The organism is Bacillus crepusculi, from assembly GCF_014764715.1.
Lineage (GTDB): Bacteria > Bacillota > Bacilli > Bacillales > Bacillaceae > Bacillus.
Map to the genome: position 1 here is coordinate 95,892 of NZ_JACXXE010000006.1, position 17,938 is coordinate 113,829.

Here is a 17,938-nt window from a genome sequence, read left to right on the forward strand (position 1 = left end):
TGATCTTGACTGAGTCAATACGATTATTTTTTGATCCATTTTTGATAAATTTTGTCATACTCTCCATTGTCTTTTAAAGTCTTTAACGCTTTGTTAATGGCATCTGTCAATTCTTCATCGCCTTTTTTCACAGCAATGCCATAAGGCTCATCTGTAAAGGTGCCTCCGACTACTTCGTAATTTGAATCTTCGTCTGCCATACCAAATAAGATGGCGTTATCTGTTGTCAGCACTTGACCTTGATTTGATTTTAGTGCTGTAAAGGCTTCCTGATAGTTTTCAAATTCTAAAACAGATGCTTCAGGCGCTTTTTCGCGGATGTTTTGAGATGAAGTCGATCCTTTCACGGCAAGCACCTTCGTTCCTTTTTTAAGGTCATCAATGGATTGAATGTCGCTTCCTTTTTTCACAAGCAGTGATTGTCCTGCTTCAAAGTACACATCAGAGAAGTTGACTTCTTTTTTGCGTTCTTCTGTAATGGTCATGGTCGCAACAATCGCATGGATATCACCTTTTTGAAGCAAAGGAATTCTCGTTTTAGATGTCACTTCTTTAAATTCAGCTTTTCCTTCATCGCCGAGCATTTCCTTTGTGATGGCCTTTGCAATATCAATATCAAATCCTTCGATATCTCCGCTGCTAGGGTTTTTTAGACCGAAAAGGCGTGTATCATTTTTTACACCGAAAATGATTTTTTTGTCTTTCTTAATGGCTTCTAATGAGCTTCCTTGCGCATCAGTCGAGCCTTTTTCAGCAGAACCACAAGCAGCTAAAGCGACCATACAGCAAGTCATAAAAAGTAATAGACCAAAGCGTTTCATTTTTTTCATCAAACCATTCCCCCTAGTGATTTAATATACGGCTTAAAAATAACTGAGCACGTTTCTCGCGTGGCTTTTCATAAAATGCAGCGGGTGTTGATTCTTCAAGAATTCTGCCTTCATCAATAAAGACAATGCGGTCAGCCACTTCCCGGGCAAATCCCATCTCGTGTGTGACGACAACCATCGTCATCCCTTCAAAAGCCAGCTGTTTCATCACATCTAGTACCTCTCCGATCATCTCTGGATCAAGAGCGGATGTTGGTTCATCGAAAAGCATGACCTCTGGCTTCATCGCAAGCCCTCTTGCAATGGCAACGCGCTGCTGCTGTCCGCCCGAGAGTCTTGAAGGGTAGGCGTCAGCTTTATCAGGAATGCCAACTTTATTTAAATAAAATTCAGCTGTTTCCTTCGCTTCTTCCTTGCTCACTTTTTTGACCTTCATTGGCGCAAGCATTATGTTTTCAAGCACCGTCTTATGCGGATAAAGATGAAAGTGCTGAAACACCATCCCAATATTTTGTCTGACATGATTGATGTTGGTCTTCGGATGCTGAACAGGTACTTCGTTGACAAGTACGTTTCCTTCATCAATGCTTTCAAGCCGATTGATACACCGGAGCATCGTGCTTTTACCAGACCCTGAAGGACCGATGATCACAACAACCTCACCCTTTTGAATATGTAGGTTAATGTCCTTAAGTACATGGAACTGGCCAAAATGCTTGTTGACGTTTTCGAATGTGATCATGAAGAACCTCCCCCTTGTGTTTAGTTGGCTAAAGTGGATTCTAGCATACCTTGTGTAAAAAGAAGTAAAAAATGGAATATTTTCTGACGAGATTTTGCGGCAAACAGTGACTTTGGATGGAGCTGTATGTTTCATGTGTATTCATTTTTAACAAAGTTAGGACAAATTTTATTTACATGGATAATTGCAGAAGATGGTTAAACAATAAGAGAAGAGGTGAAAAAGGTGAAGAAACGTCCGATCGAGTTTCTAATATATGCTGCAGGTGTACTGCTTGTCCTTGCATCCTTACTCATTTTTGTTCAGCTCGACGAGTTATGGATGCCTATTTTTTTATTGCTAAAAGCGGTTCTTATTCCGCTATTTGTCGCCATTTTTATTTCTTATCTGCTTTACCCTATTGTCGAAAGACTGCACGCGCGAGGTTTGCCGAGAACAGTCAGTCTCTTATTGATTTATGTGCTGTTTTTTGGCGGGATTGGTTTTGCGGTCTATAAAGGGGCGCCTATCATGATCACGCAGTTAAATGAACTGTCAGAACAAATTCCTGTGCTTGCCGAAACTTATAATGGCGCTTTATCTCATATTCATCGTCATACAAGCCATTGGCCTGACGGACTACACGACCGGCTGGATCGTTTGATTGTTCAATCGGAAACATATGCAGCAAATGGCGCAGAGCGGATGATTCTTAGCTGTAAAGTATTACTGGATTACGCATTAGTCGCAGCGCTCATTCCTTTTCTCGTCTTTTATATGGTGAAAGATATGAATACAATGAAGAGAGCTGCATGGTATTTAACGCCGCCTAAACTCCGGAAGAGGGGCCATGCCTTTGTGAAAGCAGTCGACGAGTCCCTTGGTGATTATATTAGAGGGCAATTGCTTGTTTGTTCATTGATTGGGGGAGCAGCAGCCATTATTCTCTGGCTGTTTCATATCCCGTACCCGCTTGTTCTTGGCATGCTGATTGGAGCCACGAATGTGATTCCGTATTTCGGTCCGATTATTGGTGCAATTCCAGCTGTATTTATTGCTTTTACCATTTCAGTGAAGTCGGTCATCATTGTGCTGATCACAGTGGCGGTGCTGCAATTTTTGGAAAGCAACATACTCAGCCCGATCATCGTTGGAAGAAGTCTTCATATGCATCCTGTCGTCATCATGCTTGTTTTGCTTGCAGGAGGAGAGCTGTTTGGCTTAATTGGTATGATTTTAGCCGTACCAGCTGCTGCTATTATCAGGGTGATGATTGTGCAATATATCCTGATGAGACGAAGCGTTCATTGACAAGACGAGCCGAGTTGTCTATAATAATTTCGATTCATACATATTGAATTCAATGATGGACCCGAGTACGTTAAAAAGCTGTTGCAGAGAGAGGCTTTATTTTGCTGAGAAAAGCCTTATCAGACCTTTAACGGAAGCTAGTCCTGAGTGCAGATAAACACTGCCGCTCTCTTCCGGCGTTATCGGATGTGAAGGTGATAGACGAATTTGTCTATAATCAGGGTGGTACCGCGAGAACATCTCGTCCCTGTGTAAGTAGTTTTATGCTTGCATAGGGCGGGATGTTTTTCGTTTGTGTGGAGATTGTTGAAACGAAAAGGGAGGATTTTTGAATGAAAACTTTAACTTCTGCTCAAGTACGTCAAATGTTTTTAGACTTTTTTAAAGAAAAAGGACATGCTGTAGAACCGAGTGCGTCACTTGTACCGCATGACGATCCAACACTTTTATGGATTAACAGCGGTGTGGCAACATTAAAGAAATACTTTGATGGCCGCGTTGTACCTGAAAATCCGCGTATTTGTAACGCGCAAAAATCCATTCGCACGAATGATATTGAAAATGTAGGGAAAACAGCCCGCCATCATACATTCTTTGAAATGCTTGGGAACTTCTCTATTGGCGACTATTTTAAAGAAGAGGCGATTGAATGGGCTTGGGAATTCCTCACAAGTGACGAATGGATTGGCTTTGATCCGAATTTGTTATCTGTCACTGTACATCCAGAGGATGAAGAAGCGTATATTCTTTGGAGAGATAAAATTGGGGTACCTGAAGAACGCATCATTCGCCTTGAAGGCAACTTCTGGGACATTGGCGAAGGGCCAAGCGGACCGAATACGGAAATTTTCTATGATCGCGGCGAAGCATACGGTGACGACATGAACGATCCAGAACTATATCCTGGCGGGGAAAATGAGCGTTATCTAGAAGTGTGGAACCTTGTGTTCTCTGAATTTAACCATAATCCAGATGGGTCATACACGCCGCTGCCGAAGAAAAACATTGATACAGGGATGGGTCTTGAACGAATGGTATCTGTCATTCAAAACGTGCCAACGAACTTTGATACAGACCTATTCATGCCAATTATTCGTGCAGTCGAAACCATCTCTGGAGAAAGCTACGGGGAGACAAAGGAAAAGGATACAGCATTTAAAGTGATTGCTGACCACATTCGGACGGTTGCCTTTGCTGTAAGTGATGGAGCGCTTCCTTCCAATGAAGGCCGCGGGTACGTGTTAAGACGTTTGCTTCGACGTGCTGTGCGTTATGCAAAAACCATTCATATTCATCGCCCGTTTATGTTTGATCTAGTTCCAGTTGTGGCGGAAATCATGAAGGATTTCTACCCAGATGTACAAGCGAAAGAAGAATTTATTGCAAAAGTCATCAAGAATGAAGAAGAACGCTTCCATGAAACATTGAACGAAGGTTTAGCGATTTTGTCAGAAGTGATCAAAAAAGAAAGAGACAAAGGCAGCGCACAGATTTCAGGTGAAGATGTATTTAAGCTATATGACACGTATGGATTCCCGGTCGAGCTGACAGAAGAATACGCAGAAGACGAGAACATGACAGTCGATCGAGAAGGCTTCCAGGCGGAGATGGAAAAGCAGCGTGAACGTGCAAGAAATGCGAGACAAGATGTCGGCAGTATGCAGGTTCAAGGCGGGGCTTTAGGTGATATTAAAGTAGAGAGTACCTTTGTTGGATACGAAAATTTAACTGCAGATGCTCGTATTATCGAACTACTTCAAAACGGTGAAATTGTCGAAGAAGCGCATGAAGGCGAAACGGTGCAAATCTTGTTAGATGAAACACCTTTCTATGCTGAAAGCGGCGGACAGGTTGCTGATAAAGGTACATTAAAAAGTGCAGAAGTCATCATTGACATCAAAGATGTGAAAAAGGCACCAAATGGTCAGCATGTCCATGAAGGAGTGGTCGTAAGCGGTACGGCTCAAAAAGGCCTTGAAGTGACTGCTGAAGTGGAACAAGCTCTTCGAAAAGGGATTGTGAAAAATCATACAGCGACGCATCTTTTGCACCAGGCATTAAAAGATGTATTAGGCAGTCACGTGAACCAAGCAGGCTCATTGGTGAATGAAAACAGACTTCGCTTTGATTTCTCTCATTTTGGACAAGTAACAAAAGAAGAATTGGCTCAGATTGAAAAAATCGTCAACGAAAAGATTTGGGAAGGTATTTCGGTTGCCATTGATCTAAAACCGATTGCTGAAGCAAAAGAAATGGGCGCAATGGCGCTGTTTGGCGAAAAATATGGCGATATTGTCCGCGTTGTCCAAGTAGGCGATTACAGCATTGAGCTATGCGGCGGCTGCCACGTACAAAATACTGCGGAAATCGGTTTGTTTAAAATTGCATCTGAATCGGGTATTGGTGCTGGAACACGCCGTATTGAGGCTGTCACTGGTAAAGGTGCCTATGAAGAACTAAGTGATCAGCTGGCCATTTTAGAGCAGGCAGCGAGTGAGCTGAAGTCAAATACGAAGGATGTACCAAAACGCATCGCTTCATTACAGGCAGATTTAAAAGAGGCTCAACGAGAAAACGAATCTCTTCTTGCGAAATTAAGTCAGGCAGAAGCAGGCTCCATTTTAGAAAAAGTGAAAGACGTTGGCGGAGTGAAGGTGTTAACTGAAAAAGTAAACGCCAAAGACATGAACCATTTAAGAACAATGGTCGATGACTTAAAAGCGAAATTAGGATCAGCTGTCATTGTGCTTGGAGCCGTTCAAAATGGAAAAGTCAACATTTCAGCAGGAGTAACAAAAGACGTGATCGAAAAAGGTCTTCATGCAGGGAAGCTTGTGAAGCAGGCAGCTGAAATCTGCGGTGGAGGCGGAGGCGGACGTCCAGACATGGCACAAGCAGGCGGAAAACAACCTGAAAAGCTTGAAGAAGCACTGGCAACTGTCGAAGAATCTGTCAAATCCGTTTTATAATCAGGCAATGTAGTGTAGAATAATGGTATTAGATGAGCGGTTAGAAAAAAGCTTGCTAGTAGAATGTTGGAAGAGAGGTGCAAAAAGCAGTGAGTTCATTTGATAAGACAATGAAGTTTAACTTCTCTGATGATTCAGCTGAAACCAATGTGAATGAAGTGCTCATTACAGTCTATGACGCACTCCAAGAAAAAGGATACAACCCGATCAATCAAATTGTCGGATACTTGCTGTCAGGCGACCCTGCTTATATTCCAAGACATCAGGATGCACGCAACCTAATTCGTAAACTAGAACGAGACGAATTAATTGAGGAATTGGTTAAATCGTACTTAGAGACACATAAAGAGGCGTAAAACATGAGAATTTTAGGCTTAGATTTAGGCACGAAAACCCTTGGTGTTGCGATCAGTGATGAAATGGGATGGACAGCGCAAGGGATTGAGACCATTAAAATTGATGAAGCAGGCGGAGACTTTGGTCTCACCCGCCTGTCTGACATCATCGCGCAATACGGAACGGATAAAATCGTACTTGGCTTTCCAAAAAATATGAACGGTACGGTCGGTCCAAGAGGCGAAGCCAGCCAATCATTTGCGAAAGTGTTAGAAAACACGTACAATGTTCCTGTTGTGCTTTGGGACGAGCGTCTGTCGACAATGGCAGCGGAAAAAATGCTCATCTCTGCAGATGTGAGCAGACAAAAGCGTAAAAAAGTCATTGATAAAATGGCGGCTGTGATGATCCTGCAAGGGTACTTAGACAGCTTAAATTAAAATGAGGTGAATCAAATGGAACACGGAGAAAAGCAAATTACAATCGTTGATGATAATGGAAATGAACAGCTTTGCGAAGTACTATTTACTTTTGAAAGCGACCATTTTAACAAATCATATGTTCTTTACTACCCAATTTCTGAACAGGATAACGAAGAAATTGAAATTCATGCATCAAGCTTCACACCAAACGAAGACGGTGAAGATGGCGAACTAGAGCCAATTGAAACGGATGAAGAGTGGGACATGATTGAAGAAACGTTAAATACGTTCTTAGATCAAGAAGAAGAATAGAACGAATAAAAGGCCTGTGAACATGATCTTACTGATCTTTCTTCACAGGTCTTTTTTTGATGCTTATTATGTAAACTCATTTTTATTTTAAGTTGACATATTTGCATGTACCTTTTACTCTAATTTTAACGAAGAAATGAGTGAGGAGCATGAATATTGAAAATTCAAGATATGATGCAAATGGCGTTAATGACAGCAGTCATCGGGATGTTGGGGTTGATTCCGCCGATTTTACTTACGTTTACACCTGTACCGATTACATTACAAACGGCAGGTCTATTGCTTGCTGGAGGGCTGTTAAAGCCAAAACAAGCATTGATCAGTTTACTTCTTTTTCTCCTGATTGTGGCAGCAGGCGCACCTCTTTTGTCTGGAGGAAGAGGCGGGATTGGGGTCTTTTTTGGACCAAGCGGTGGTTTTTTACTTGCTTATCCAGTGGCTGCCTTGATGATTAGCCTGTGGCTGAGCCGGCTGAAAAAAGTGACCACTCTGCGCCTTTTTATGATCTATGCGGTATGCAGTATCGGGATTTTATATATATGCGGCATTCCTTTTCAAGCCATGATGATGCATATAGAGGTGACTCATGCAGCTCTGCTCAGCTTGATTTATGTACCGGGTGATCTCATCAAAGCTGGCATGTGTGCTGTCTTCACGGTGAAAATCATTGAGGCCATGTCGCATCAAAAAAGGGACCTACATAAAGGGGGGCGTGCGGTTTGATGAGAATAACGGAAACCTATGCAGCACATGCAAAAATGAAACCAGATCATATCGCCATCATAGATGAACAAGAGAGCATCACTTATCAAGATTGGCATGAACGTGTGCAGAGATCGGCACAGTGGCTAAATGAAACGGTTCATCAGAAAAAAAGGGTCGCCTTTTTAATATCAAATTGTGCTTCTTTTCTACAAATTTTTGCTGGTGCGGCTTGCGCAGGATGGACAGCCGTCCCGCTTGATCCGAGATGGAGTCATGAAGAATGTGTAGAAAAGCTTTTGTTAAGTGAGGCGGATCTTGTCATTGCCGAGGATCGATATATGAGAAGATTTAATAAGAATAAAGTAGACATGCCGGTTTTTTCTTTATCTGAATGGAAAGAAAGAATGAGCCTCATCACACACGTTCACTGTCACAAACCTGTTACCGATGAAGACCCTGTCTTTTATATGGGATTTACGTCAGGATCAACGGGTTCACCCAAAGCCTTTATAAGGCGCCAGCAGTCATGGATCGAAAGCTTTCGAATGACGACCTCTGAATTTGGGATTACTCATCAAGATCATGTACTCATTTTAGGTACACTCTTATCCTCTCACTTTTTATATGGTGCTATCAGTACATTATACTTTGGCGGAACAGTGACGCTTTTAGAAAAATTTGTGCCATTAAAAGCAAAGAAAGCCTTACAGACAGGAGACATTAATGTGATGTATACTGTCCCGACAATGACAGAATCGCTACTTCAGATCGATGCTTTTGAAGGAGACACTCCGTTTCTTGTCATATCTTCCGGAGCAGATTGGGGGATCTCTTCAAAAAAGCAACTAGTGACCGGTTATCCCCATGTCACATTTTTTGATTTTTATGGCACATCAGAGTTAAGCTTTGTCTCCTACTTATCTTCAAACGATTTTCTGCAAAAGCCCTCTTCCGTCGGACGACCCTTCACTTCCATTCAAGTGGAAGTGAGGCGAGCCGATCAATCTGTCTGTCAGCCAAATGAAACAGGCAGAATTTATGTGAAAAGCCCGATGTCTTTTTCAGGTTACTTACACGAGGGGAAATCTCCGCAGGAGTGGCTGACGGTTTATGATATGGGGCGGCTGGACGAAGACGGATATCTGTATATGAGCGGTCGCGAGAATGGCATGATCGTTTATGGAGGCCTTAATATTTTTCCGGAAGAAATTGAGCGTGTGTTAAATGAACAGCCAGAGGTGAAGCGGTCGATCGTCATTGGTATTCCTGATCCATATTGGGGCGAGATCCCTGTTGCCATTATTGAACAGGTGCAACAGACAAAGGCCATTCGGCAGGCTGTCAAAGAAAAACTAGCGGCTTATAAGGTACCAAAAAAATGGCTCGTCATTGATCAAATGATCGAAACATCCGGCGGAAAAATCGCTCGTGCCAGTATGAAAAAATGGGCGGAGGAACAATTGTCATGCAAGCAGTCATAGTGGAAGCGAAAAGGACGCCCTTCGGTGACAAAAACGGAATGCTGAAAGATTATCGCCCAGAGCAATTAGCCGCGCCCCTTATTCAGCATCTGTCTCAGGTGATGACGCCGGATGACGTAATATTAGGCAATGTCGTAGGAGGCGGCGGAAATATGGCTCGTCTGTCCTCATTAGAAGCAGGACTTTCCTTGCACATTCCCGGCATGACCATTGATAGGCAGTGCGCCTCGGGTCTTGAAGCGATCAGAACGGCTTGTGTTATGGTGCAATCGGGTGAGGGCTCGATGTATATCGCAGGTGGGACTGAAAGTATTTCCAAATCACCAATGAAAGAAAGAGCTCGCTTTTCACCGGAGTGGATAGGGGACCCGCATATGGGAGAAGCGGCAGAGCTGACCGCATCAAGATTTTCTGTCACGAGAAAAGAACAAGATGACTACGCGCTTTTAAGCTGGGAAAGAAGTATAGAGGCATTTAAACAAGGAACATATTCAGAAGAAATTGTTCCGATTGATGGACTGAATACAGATGAAGCGGCCGCTAAAATAAGACCGATCACAAGGCTAATCAAGCGGGCAAAGCCTGTCTTTTTAAAAGAAGGAACTGTGACCGTCACCAATAGCTGCAAGGAAGCCGACGGCGCAGCCGCAGTCGTTGTGATGGAAAGAGCGGAAGCGGAGGCAAAAGGCTTAAAGCCTAAGTTACGGTATGTCCGAAGTGCTGTGACAGCTATGCATCCTCATTTTCCTGCAGCTTCACCCATTGATGCCATTAAGAAACTCTTACATAAGGAACAGATCAAGGCACAAGACGTGGCGTTGTTTGAAATCAATGAAGCATTTGCGCTGAAAGTAGCACTTATTGCCCGGACGCTGGGCATACCGTATGACAGGATCAATAGAAGAGGCGGTGCACTTTGTCTAGGACATCCATACAGCGCATCGGGAGCTGCTATGATGGTGAGATTATTTTACGAAGCCCATGCCTTACCGAAAGGAAGCTATGTTGTGGCTGCCATTGGCACAGGTGGCGGTGTTGGTTTAGCCGTACTTTGTCAAGTTCTGTCATGAGATGCATGGGCAAGTCATTGCCGAACTCCGTCGAATCATGTACTATAAAGGCTAGATGTGAGGAGGGCCATGCATGTTTTCAGAACAAAAGAAACGACCATTTTTCAAAAGAAAAAAGGGGATCGTCCTGCTATCTGTACTTGCTGTTATCATCATTGTAGCAATATCAGGCTTTTTATATGTTCAATCAGCACTCGGACCGGTCGATCAAAAAAGCAAACAAACGATTAATATTCATATTCCTAATGGGACATCTGTCCGTGAGATTGCGGGCATTTTAAAAGAAAATGGGCTCATTTCGAATGATACGATTTTCACTTACTATGCAAAATACAAAAATGCGTCCGGCTTTAAAGCAGGATACTTTCATTTGAAACAAACAATGGACGCCGATCAGCTCATTCAAAAGCTGACATCTGGCGGTACAGATTACGCCTTTCAGCTTGTGATTCCTGAAGGAAAACAGCTGTCTGATATTGCAACGATTATTGCCAACCAGACGAATTTTTCAGCGAAGGAAGTAGAAGCAAAGCTGGATGATCGTGCTTTTATTCAAAAGTTGATGAAAAAATATCCGAAAACGGTGACATCACAGGTGGATGGAAAACAGGTCAAACATCCATTAGAGGGTTATTTATTCCCTGCGACGTATCCATTTTATCGTGAGGATGAATCACTCGAAACGATCATTGAAACAATGATTAAACAAACAGATCAATACGTGAAAACGTATGAAAAAGACATGAAAAAGAGAAAGATGTCCATACATGATGTGTTAACGATGGCATCACTGATTGAAATGGAAGCAACGGAAAAGACAGATCGGTCAAAAATCTCAAGTGTGTTTTATAATCGGTTGAAAAAGGACATGCCGCTACAAACAGACCCAACCGTTCTGTATGCACTTGGTGAGCATAAATCCCGTGTTTATTACAAAGACCTCAAGGTGAAATCTCCGTATAATACGTATATCAACAAAGGGCTGCCGCCTGGACCTATTGCAAATGCTGGTGAATCTTCATGGAAAGCAGCACTGCATCCAGAGAAAACGGATTACGTTTACTTCCTTGCCAAGAAAAATGGAGAAGTCGTATTTACGAAAACGCTAAATGAACACAACAAAGCGAAAGCAAAATACATCACAGGCAGCAACTAACACACATGTGAATCGTAAAAGACTGTAGACAATAATAGATTGCCTGCAGTTTTTTTCGTTGGAATATCCATTTTATAGGTTCGCAATTGCCACTTCTTTATGGTAAAATATATCGGGTTGTTTTTACTTAGATGAACGAAAGATTGATTGACGAGAAAGAGAGCTGCAATAGGCAGGACTCTTCTTTTTCAGGTCATGAAGGAGCTAGACATATAATGACTATCGAAGATGATCAAATAAATGACTATATTGAACATTTAATTCAACCGAGTCCTGATGCAATCGCTCAATTAGAGGTATATGCAAAAGAACATCATGTGCCAATCATGGAAAAGGTAAGCATCGAACTTTTACTGCAGCTGCTTTCGATGAAAAAGCCGAAGAAAATTCTTGAAGTGGGGACAGCGATTGGCTATTCCGCAATACGAATGGCGACAGCTCTCCCAGATGCTGAAATTTACACGATTGAGCGAAATGCGAAACGCTATGAAGAAGCGACACGGAACATTGAGGAATTAAAGTTAAAAGAAAGAATACATGTGTTCTTTGGTGATGCCATGGAATCGGCTAAAACGGTCCAAACGATGGCACCCTATGATGTGATCTTCATTGATGCCGCAAAAGGGCAGTATAAACGCTTTTTTGAGCTGTTTGAACCGATGCTAGCTCATGACGGAATGATTATTACAGACAATGTATTATTCAAAGGCTTAGTCGCAACAAATTATGAAGAAGAAATGGAAGATAAACGAAAAAAACAATTAATTGGAAAAATCGATCGATACAATCAATGGCTCATGTCAAACCCTGATTTCCAAACGTGCATTATTCCAGTTGGAGATGGGATCGCCATTAGTACAAAAAGAGGTGACCAATCATGAAAAAACCAGAATTGCTTGTGACGCCAAGCAAAGTGTCAGACGTCCTGCCATTAATCGAGGCGGGCGCTGATGCATTTTTAATAGGTGAGCAGACATACGGTATTCGTCTTGCAGGCGAGTTTTCAAGAGACGATGTGAAACAAACGGTTCAGCTTGCACATGCACATCACAAAAAAGTGTATGTGGCGATGAATGCGATCTTTCATAATGACCGCGTGCCACTTCTTGGAGATTATTTAACCTTTCTCGATGGATTAAACGTGGATGGTGTTGTTTTTGGAGATCCGGCAGTGATCATGGCCGCAAAAGAAACAGGAGTAAATCTGAATCTTCACTGGAGTACAGAAACGACTGGGACAAACTATTACACGTGTAACTACTGGGGCAGAAAAGGTGCAGCCCGTGCTGTTCTTGCCAAAGAGCTTAATATGGACAGCGTGATCGAGATCAAAGAAAATGCTGAAGTGGAGATCGAAATTCAAGTCCACGGCATGACATGTATGTTCCAATCGAAACGTACGCTCATCGGCAACTACTTTGAATATCAGGGCAAACAAATGGACGTGGTAGGAAGAAATATGGAAGAAGGCCTGTTTCTTCATGACGAGGAGCGCCAAAACAAATATCCTATTTTTGAGGATGCAAACGGCACTCATATTATGAGCCCAAATGATGTGTGTATGATTGATGAATTAGAGGAGTTTGTCGACGCAGGCATTGACTCATTTAAAATTGACGGAATTTTAAAGTCACTTTCTTATATGACAGAGGTGACATCACTCTATAGAAAAGCAATTGATTTATTAACGACTGACAAAGACGCTTATGAAGATCAGAAAGAGGACTGGGTGAAGCGGATTGAAGACATTCAGCCAGTCAATCGTTCGATTGATACAGGATTCTTCTTTAAAGAAACGGTTTATTAACATAAGAGGAGGAAGAGGAAATGGCACTTTTAAAAGATGGTATTTCTGAAATAGTTGACGGAAAACGTGTCATTACAAAAAAACCAGAACTGCTTGCACCAGCAGGGAATCTGGAAAAATTGAAAATTGCTGTACATTACGGAGCGGACGCTGTCTTTATTGGCGGGAAAGAGTTTGGACTGCGCTCAAATGCAGACAACTTTTCAATTGAAGAAATGGCAGAAGGCGTCGCATTTGCAAACAAATACGGCGCACGAATTTATGTGACAACAAATATCTTTGCCCATAACGAGAACATGGACGGGCTTGAGGAATATCTTCAAGGGATTGAAGGCGCTGGTGTGGCAGGAATTATCGTGGCTGATCCGCTAATCATTGAAACGTGCAAACGTGTCGCACCGAAGCTTGAAGTCCATTTAAGTACACAGCAATCTCTTTCAAATTGGAAAGCTGTTCAGTTTTGGAAGGAAGAAGGGCTTGAGCGTGTGGTGCTGGCTCGCGAGACAAGTGCACTAGAAATTAGAGAAATGAAAGAAAAAGTCGATATTGAAATCGAAACATTCATTCACGGTGCGATGTGTATTGCTTACTCTGGCCGCTGCGTGCTTAGTAACCATATGACGGCAAGAGATTCGAACCGCGGAGGCTGCTGTCAGTCTTGCCGATGGGATTATGATCTTTATAAACTTGAAGGCTCTGAGGAAGCGCCATTATTTGGTGAAGAAGATGCACCGTTTGCGATGAGTCCAAAAGACTTAAAGCTTGTCGAATCCATTCCTCAAATGATCGAAATGGGAATTGACAGCTTGAAAATCGAAGGACGGATGAAATCAATTCATTATGTCGCAACTGTCGTGAGTGTGTATCGTAAAGTGATTGATGCCTATTGTGCAGATCCAGACAATTTTGTCATTCAGCAGGAATGGTTAGATGAATTAGATAAATGCGCAAACCGTGACACAGCGCCAGCCTTTTTCGAAGGCGTACCAGGAACGGATGAACAAATGTTTGGCATTCATGGGAAGAAAACGACATTTGATTTCGCAGGTCTTGTTCTTCATTATGATGAAAAAGAACAAATCGTGACATTACAGCAGCGGAACTTCTTTAAAGCTGGTGACGAAGTCGAATTCTTCGGTCCAGAAATTGAGAATTTCACCTGCAAAATTGAGACGATATGGGATGAAAAAGGAAATGAGCTGGATGCCGCTCGTCATCCGCTGCAAATCGTGAAATTCAAGCTTGATCAAAAAGTATACCCAAGCAACATGATGAGAAAGGGGAAATAACAGGTACATGAGGAGTAAACCAGTGGTGATCGGAATTGCTGGCGGCTCGGGTTCAGGTAAAACGAGCGTCACCAATTCGATCTATGAAAAATTTAAAGGACATTCGATCCTCATGCTTCAGCAAGATTTATATTACAAAAATCAAAGTCATATGCCATTTGAAGAGCGTCTGCTCACGAACTATGATCATCCCCTTGCATTCGACAATGACCTGATGTTTGAGCATTTGGAACAGCTGCTAAGGTACGAGTCCATTGAAAAACCAATTTATGATTTTAAACTAAACACACGTTCAGAAGAGACTGTCCATGTTGAACCAAAGGATGTCATCATCGTTGAAGGCATCTTTGCACTAGAAGATGAACGTCTGAGAGACTTAATGGATATTAAACTATATGTCGATACAGATGCAGATTTGCGGATCATTCGCCGTATTTTACGCGATACGAAGGAAAGAGGCCGTTCGATCGATTCCGTCATCGAACAATATGTATCTGTTGTGAGACCGATGCATAACCAATTCATTGAACCAACAAAACGTTACGCCGATATCATCATCCCAGAAGGCGGTCAAAATCACGTGGCCATCGACCTTATGGTGACAAAGATTCAAACGATTCTTCAAAGCCGAGCAGAGTAAATGGTGGAGAAGAAAAAGACCTGAGACCTTTACAATGTAAAGGTCTTTTCAACATCTTTCTAGTGGTAGATGAGACTTGAGCAGGTTGAGAAGCCGAAAAGTGAATGAAAGATTTGATATGATAGGAAAACAATGAAGAAAAGCAGAAGTGGAAAAATCGCCATTATACAGTGAAAGAGTCAGGTTGTAAAAGTATATTAAAAAAACGACCAACAAATCATCACAAATTTTCAAACAATTCTTGATCAAAATGAAATTTTGTAATAATATAGCATAGACATATCGTACACTGACCATATTATGTATTGGAAGTTGAAGAATGGATAAGCTATTCTTCTACATATGATCGAAATGGCCGAACGAGGTACAGGAGCTTCCTGTGCCTTTCCACAGTTTGTGCGATGAAGATAAATTATCTTTAGACCGCTAGTGGTCCTGCCACATAAAAGGCATAATAGTTGCATCTAAAAGGGACGCCATGTAAGATGGACTTTTACGAATATGGGACAGAAGGAATGAGGGCCTGAACATGTCCTCATTCTTGTATATTTCAGTCGTCACTCACATGCAGAAAGTGTGTATGATGAGGATTAATAGAAGGAGTGAATGATTCATGGCACATGAAAAAGTATTTCCAATGACAGAAGAAGGAAAGCGCAAATTAGAAGAAGAGCTTGAATATTTGAAAACGGTTAAACGTAAAGAGGTTGTAGAGCGTATTAAAATTGCTAGAAGCTTTGGAGACCTCTCTGAAAACTCAGAATATGATTCTGCTAAAGAAGAGCAAGCGTTTGTAGAAGGTCGTATCACAACGCTTGATAATATGATTCGTAATGCGAAAATTATCGAAGATGAGGGGAACTCAAATGTTGTCTCACTTGGTAAAACGGTGACTTTCGTTGAATTACCTGACGGAGAAGAAGAGTCTTACACGATTGTTGGAAGTGCAGAAGCTGATCCGTTTGAAGGAAAGATCTCTAACGATTCACCAATTGCAAAAAGCCTGTTAGGCAAACAAGTAGACGACAAAGTAACCGTTCAAACACCTGGCGGAGAAATGTTCGTTCAAATTGTAAAAATTTCATAATCACGTTTATACGATAAACACCTCGTCCACAATAGGGACGAGGTGTTTTTATGCGCAAAAAAAGAAGAATTCAATGGACAGGTGCCATTATTTTGATGCTGCTGCTCGGCCTTCTTATTAGATTGGCAGAAATTCAGCTGTTTTTCACAGAATCTTTTTCAAAGCTAGATATCAATTTAATACAAGAAAGTGTTAGACAGCGAACAGAAGAAGTGGTTATCTCAGATGGACGCGGCGAGTTTTTAGATCGAAACGGCGGGGCGCTCCTCACAAAAGAACAGCCAGCAGTCATCTTATTTCCTTTTCTACAATATGATCTTCCTCGCTTAAAGCAAACCGCCTCTATTCTTGAAATGAAAGAAGACGAACTCAAAAAACAGCTAACAGAAACGAAAAAGCCTCTGATTCTAAAAAATGACATCACGAAAAAAAAGCTGAAAGATATCAATGATATGAAATATTCAGGTGTTTACGGCGTATATATGAAAGAGAAGGACAAAAAAAGACTGGCTCTCCACACATTAGGCTTCACAAGTGAGAATCCAGAACTCTTGAGAAAGCGTTATCCCGACAAGAAAGAGCTGTCTATCCGTACAGAGATCGGTACGTTTGGACTGGAAAGTACCTTTGACGAATTTCTATTACCTGAGCAAGATACAAAATTGTTATATCATGTGGACGGAAGGGGAAACCCTTTGTTTGGGATGGACGTCAAATATACAGCAGAAGCTCATTCGTTTTATCCGCTTCAGGTTCAAACAACAATGGATCAAGACATGCAAGTGGAAATGGAGAAGGTTCTAAAAGAACAAGGTGTTGAAAAAGGCGGAGCTGTACTGCTCGATATTCAAAATAGCAGTGTGCTGGCGATGGCGAGTACTCCGAATGTCACAAGCAAAAACCGGCATGAAGCAAGAAATTACATGCTGACAGCCATTGCACCAGGCTCTGTATTTAAAACCGCCGTGCTTGCCGCAGCGATCGAAAAAAACCTTGACCTGCCACAAACCATGTATGACTGTCGAAAGAATTTATATGGAGAGCCAGAAGGGAAACAGGAAGTATTGAATCTGTCTGAAAGCTTTGCGCAAAGCTGTAATTATACCTTTGCAACACTCGCTGGAAAGCTCATCCAAACAGACGATCAGATCATCGAAAAGACGGCTTCAAAGCTTGGACTCCTTGATCGAGCTGGCTGGGAAGGGGATGTATATCGTAAGCAGCACTTCAAACAGTTTGATCGTGAAGAAACAGGCAGTGTGTGGGGAGATAAAAGAGACAAGCATGTCAAAAAAGCCATTGCACAAACAGCGATCGGTCAAAAAAATGTTAAAACGACTCCTTTGCAAATCGCCAATATGATGGCAACGATCGCAAGAGGCGGAGAACGAAAAGAAGTGAGAATTGCAGATAAAGTGCTGTATCAAAACGGAACAACGATGCTGTCCTTTCAACATAAACGATCTGAAGGAGCCAGCATTGACCGCTATACAGCTCAAAAGCTGCAAAAGTACTTAAGGCAGGTGGTGACCTCTGACAAAGGAACAGGAAGAAGATTTCAAGATTTGCCGTTCAATGTAGCGGGAAAATCAGGCACTGCTCAAACAGGCAGTAAAGACAAAAAGGGGAATGCACTTTATCATAAGTGGTTTGCTGGATACTTTCCGGTGGAAAAACCAAAATACGCCCTTGTCGTCGTTCATCTCGACGAGACAAGTGGCCGGGCTAAGACAAATGATGCGTTTTATGATATTGTAAAAAAGGTCAGTGAAATTGAAAAGAAACAGACATAGAACATCCCT

17 protein-coding genes and 1 other annotated feature are annotated in these 17,938 nt (G+C 42.1%); of the genes, 15 read left to right on the forward strand and 2 right to left on the reverse strand.

Features of this window, described 5'->3' with window-relative positions; genetic code table 11:
- Positions 1–23: 23 nt before the first annotated feature.
- Together IEE86_RS12140 and IEE86_RS12145 are read right to left on the reverse strand one after the other, a co-directional pair.
- A complete protein-coding gene (locus IEE86_RS12140; protein WP_191097454.1) occupies positions 24–830 on the reverse strand; it encodes a transporter substrate-binding domain-containing protein in 807 nt (268 codons plus the stop codon).
- A gap of 13 nt (positions 831–843) precedes the next feature.
- On the reverse strand, positions 844–1,572 hold the full coding sequence (locus IEE86_RS12145) for an amino acid ABC transporter ATP-binding protein (protein WP_191097455.1): 729 nt from the start codon (positions 1,570–1,572) through the stop codon (positions 844–846).
- A gap of 225 nt (positions 1,573–1,797) precedes the next feature.
- Here IEE86_RS12145 and IEE86_RS12150 point away from each other — a divergent pair, with 225 nt between their 5' ends.
- The 15 genes from IEE86_RS12150 (at position 1,798) to IEE86_RS12220 (ending at position 17,929) form a co-directional block, all read left to right on the forward strand.
- A complete protein-coding gene (locus IEE86_RS12150; RefSeq protein ID WP_191097456.1) occupies positions 1,798–2,862 on the forward strand; it encodes an AI-2E family transporter in 1,065 nt (354 codons plus the stop codon).
- Between the two features lie 43 nt (positions 2,863–2,905).
- Positions 2,906–3,114, forward strand: a binding site (T-box leader).
- 80 nt (positions 3,115–3,194) lie between these two features.
- Positions 3,195–5,831 (forward strand): alanine--tRNA ligase, encoded by a 2,637-nt coding sequence (gene alaS, locus IEE86_RS12155; RefSeq protein ID WP_191097457.1) that lies wholly within the window; start codon positions 3,195–3,197, stop codon positions 5,829–5,831.
- An 89-nt stretch (positions 5,832–5,920) separates the two neighbouring features.
- Entirely contained in the window at positions 5,921–6,187 is a 267-nt protein-coding gene (locus IEE86_RS12160) for an IreB family regulatory phosphoprotein (RefSeq protein ID WP_024718370.1), read from the forward strand.
- A gap of 3 nt (positions 6,188–6,190) precedes the next feature.
- Positions 6,191–6,607: a Holliday junction resolvase RuvX gene (gene ruvX / locus IEE86_RS12165; RefSeq protein ID WP_105926027.1), complete on the forward strand. Its 417-nt coding sequence runs from the start codon at positions 6,191–6,193 to the stop codon at positions 6,605–6,607.
- 15 nt (positions 6,608–6,622) lie between these two features.
- Positions 6,623–6,901 (forward strand): DUF1292 domain-containing protein, encoded by a 279-nt coding sequence (locus tag IEE86_RS12170; RefSeq protein WP_008358518.1) that lies wholly within the window; start codon positions 6,623–6,625, stop codon positions 6,899–6,901.
- Positions 6,902–7,057: 156 nt separating this feature from the next.
- Positions 7,058–7,624 (forward strand): biotin transporter BioY, encoded by a 567-nt coding sequence (locus IEE86_RS12175; RefSeq protein WP_191097458.1) that lies wholly within the window; start codon positions 7,058–7,060, stop codon positions 7,622–7,624.
- Positions 7,624–9,087 (forward strand): acyl-CoA synthetase, encoded by a 1,464-nt coding sequence (locus IEE86_RS12180; RefSeq protein WP_191097571.1) that lies wholly within the window; start codon positions 7,624–7,626, stop codon positions 9,085–9,087. The genes IEE86_RS12175 and IEE86_RS12180 overlap by 1 nt, the downstream gene beginning before the upstream one ends.
- Complete coding sequence (locus IEE86_RS12185) at positions 9,072–10,157, forward strand: acetyl-CoA C-acyltransferase (RefSeq protein WP_191097459.1); 1,086 nt, start codon at positions 9,072–9,074, stop codon at positions 10,155–10,157. Before IEE86_RS12180 ends, IEE86_RS12185 begins: the two co-directional genes overlap by 16 nt.
- Before the next feature lie 73 nt (positions 10,158–10,230).
- The gene (mltG, locus tag IEE86_RS12190) at positions 10,231–11,313 is read left to right on the forward strand and encodes an endolytic transglycosylase MltG (RefSeq protein WP_191097460.1); all 1,083 of its coding nucleotides are present in this window, start codon (positions 10,231–10,233) and stop codon (positions 11,311–11,313) included.
- A gap of 215 nt (positions 11,314–11,528) precedes the next feature.
- The gene (locus tag IEE86_RS12195) at positions 11,529–12,194 is read left to right on the forward strand and encodes an O-methyltransferase (protein WP_191097461.1); all 666 of its coding nucleotides are present in this window, start codon (positions 11,529–11,531) and stop codon (positions 12,192–12,194) included.
- Positions 12,191–13,120, forward strand: coding sequence for a peptidase U32 family protein (locus tag IEE86_RS12200; protein ID WP_191097462.1), 930 nt, complete (start codon positions 12,191–12,193; stop codon positions 13,118–13,120). The genes IEE86_RS12195 and IEE86_RS12200 overlap by 4 nt, the downstream gene beginning before the upstream one ends.
- 20 nt (positions 13,121–13,140) lie before the next feature.
- Positions 13,141–14,409, forward strand: a complete 1,269-nt coding sequence (locus tag IEE86_RS12205) for a peptidase U32 family protein (RefSeq protein WP_191097463.1) — start codon at positions 13,141–13,143, stop codon at positions 14,407–14,409.
- A 7-nt stretch (positions 14,410–14,416) separates the two neighbouring features.
- On the forward strand, positions 14,417–15,049 hold the full coding sequence (udk, locus tag IEE86_RS12210; RefSeq protein ID WP_065098502.1) for a uridine kinase: 633 nt from the start codon (positions 14,417–14,419) through the stop codon (positions 15,047–15,049).
- A 613-nt stretch (positions 15,050–15,662) separates the two neighbouring features.
- Complete coding sequence (gene greA / locus IEE86_RS12215; RefSeq protein ID WP_034321407.1) at positions 15,663–16,136, forward strand: transcription elongation factor GreA; 474 nt, start codon at positions 15,663–15,665, stop codon at positions 16,134–16,136.
- 50 nt (positions 16,137–16,186) lie between these two features.
- Positions 16,187–17,929, forward strand: a complete 1,743-nt coding sequence (locus tag IEE86_RS12220) for a peptidoglycan D,D-transpeptidase FtsI family protein (RefSeq protein WP_191097464.1) — start codon at positions 16,187–16,189, stop codon at positions 17,927–17,929.
- Positions 17,930–17,938 lie beyond the last annotated feature (9 nt).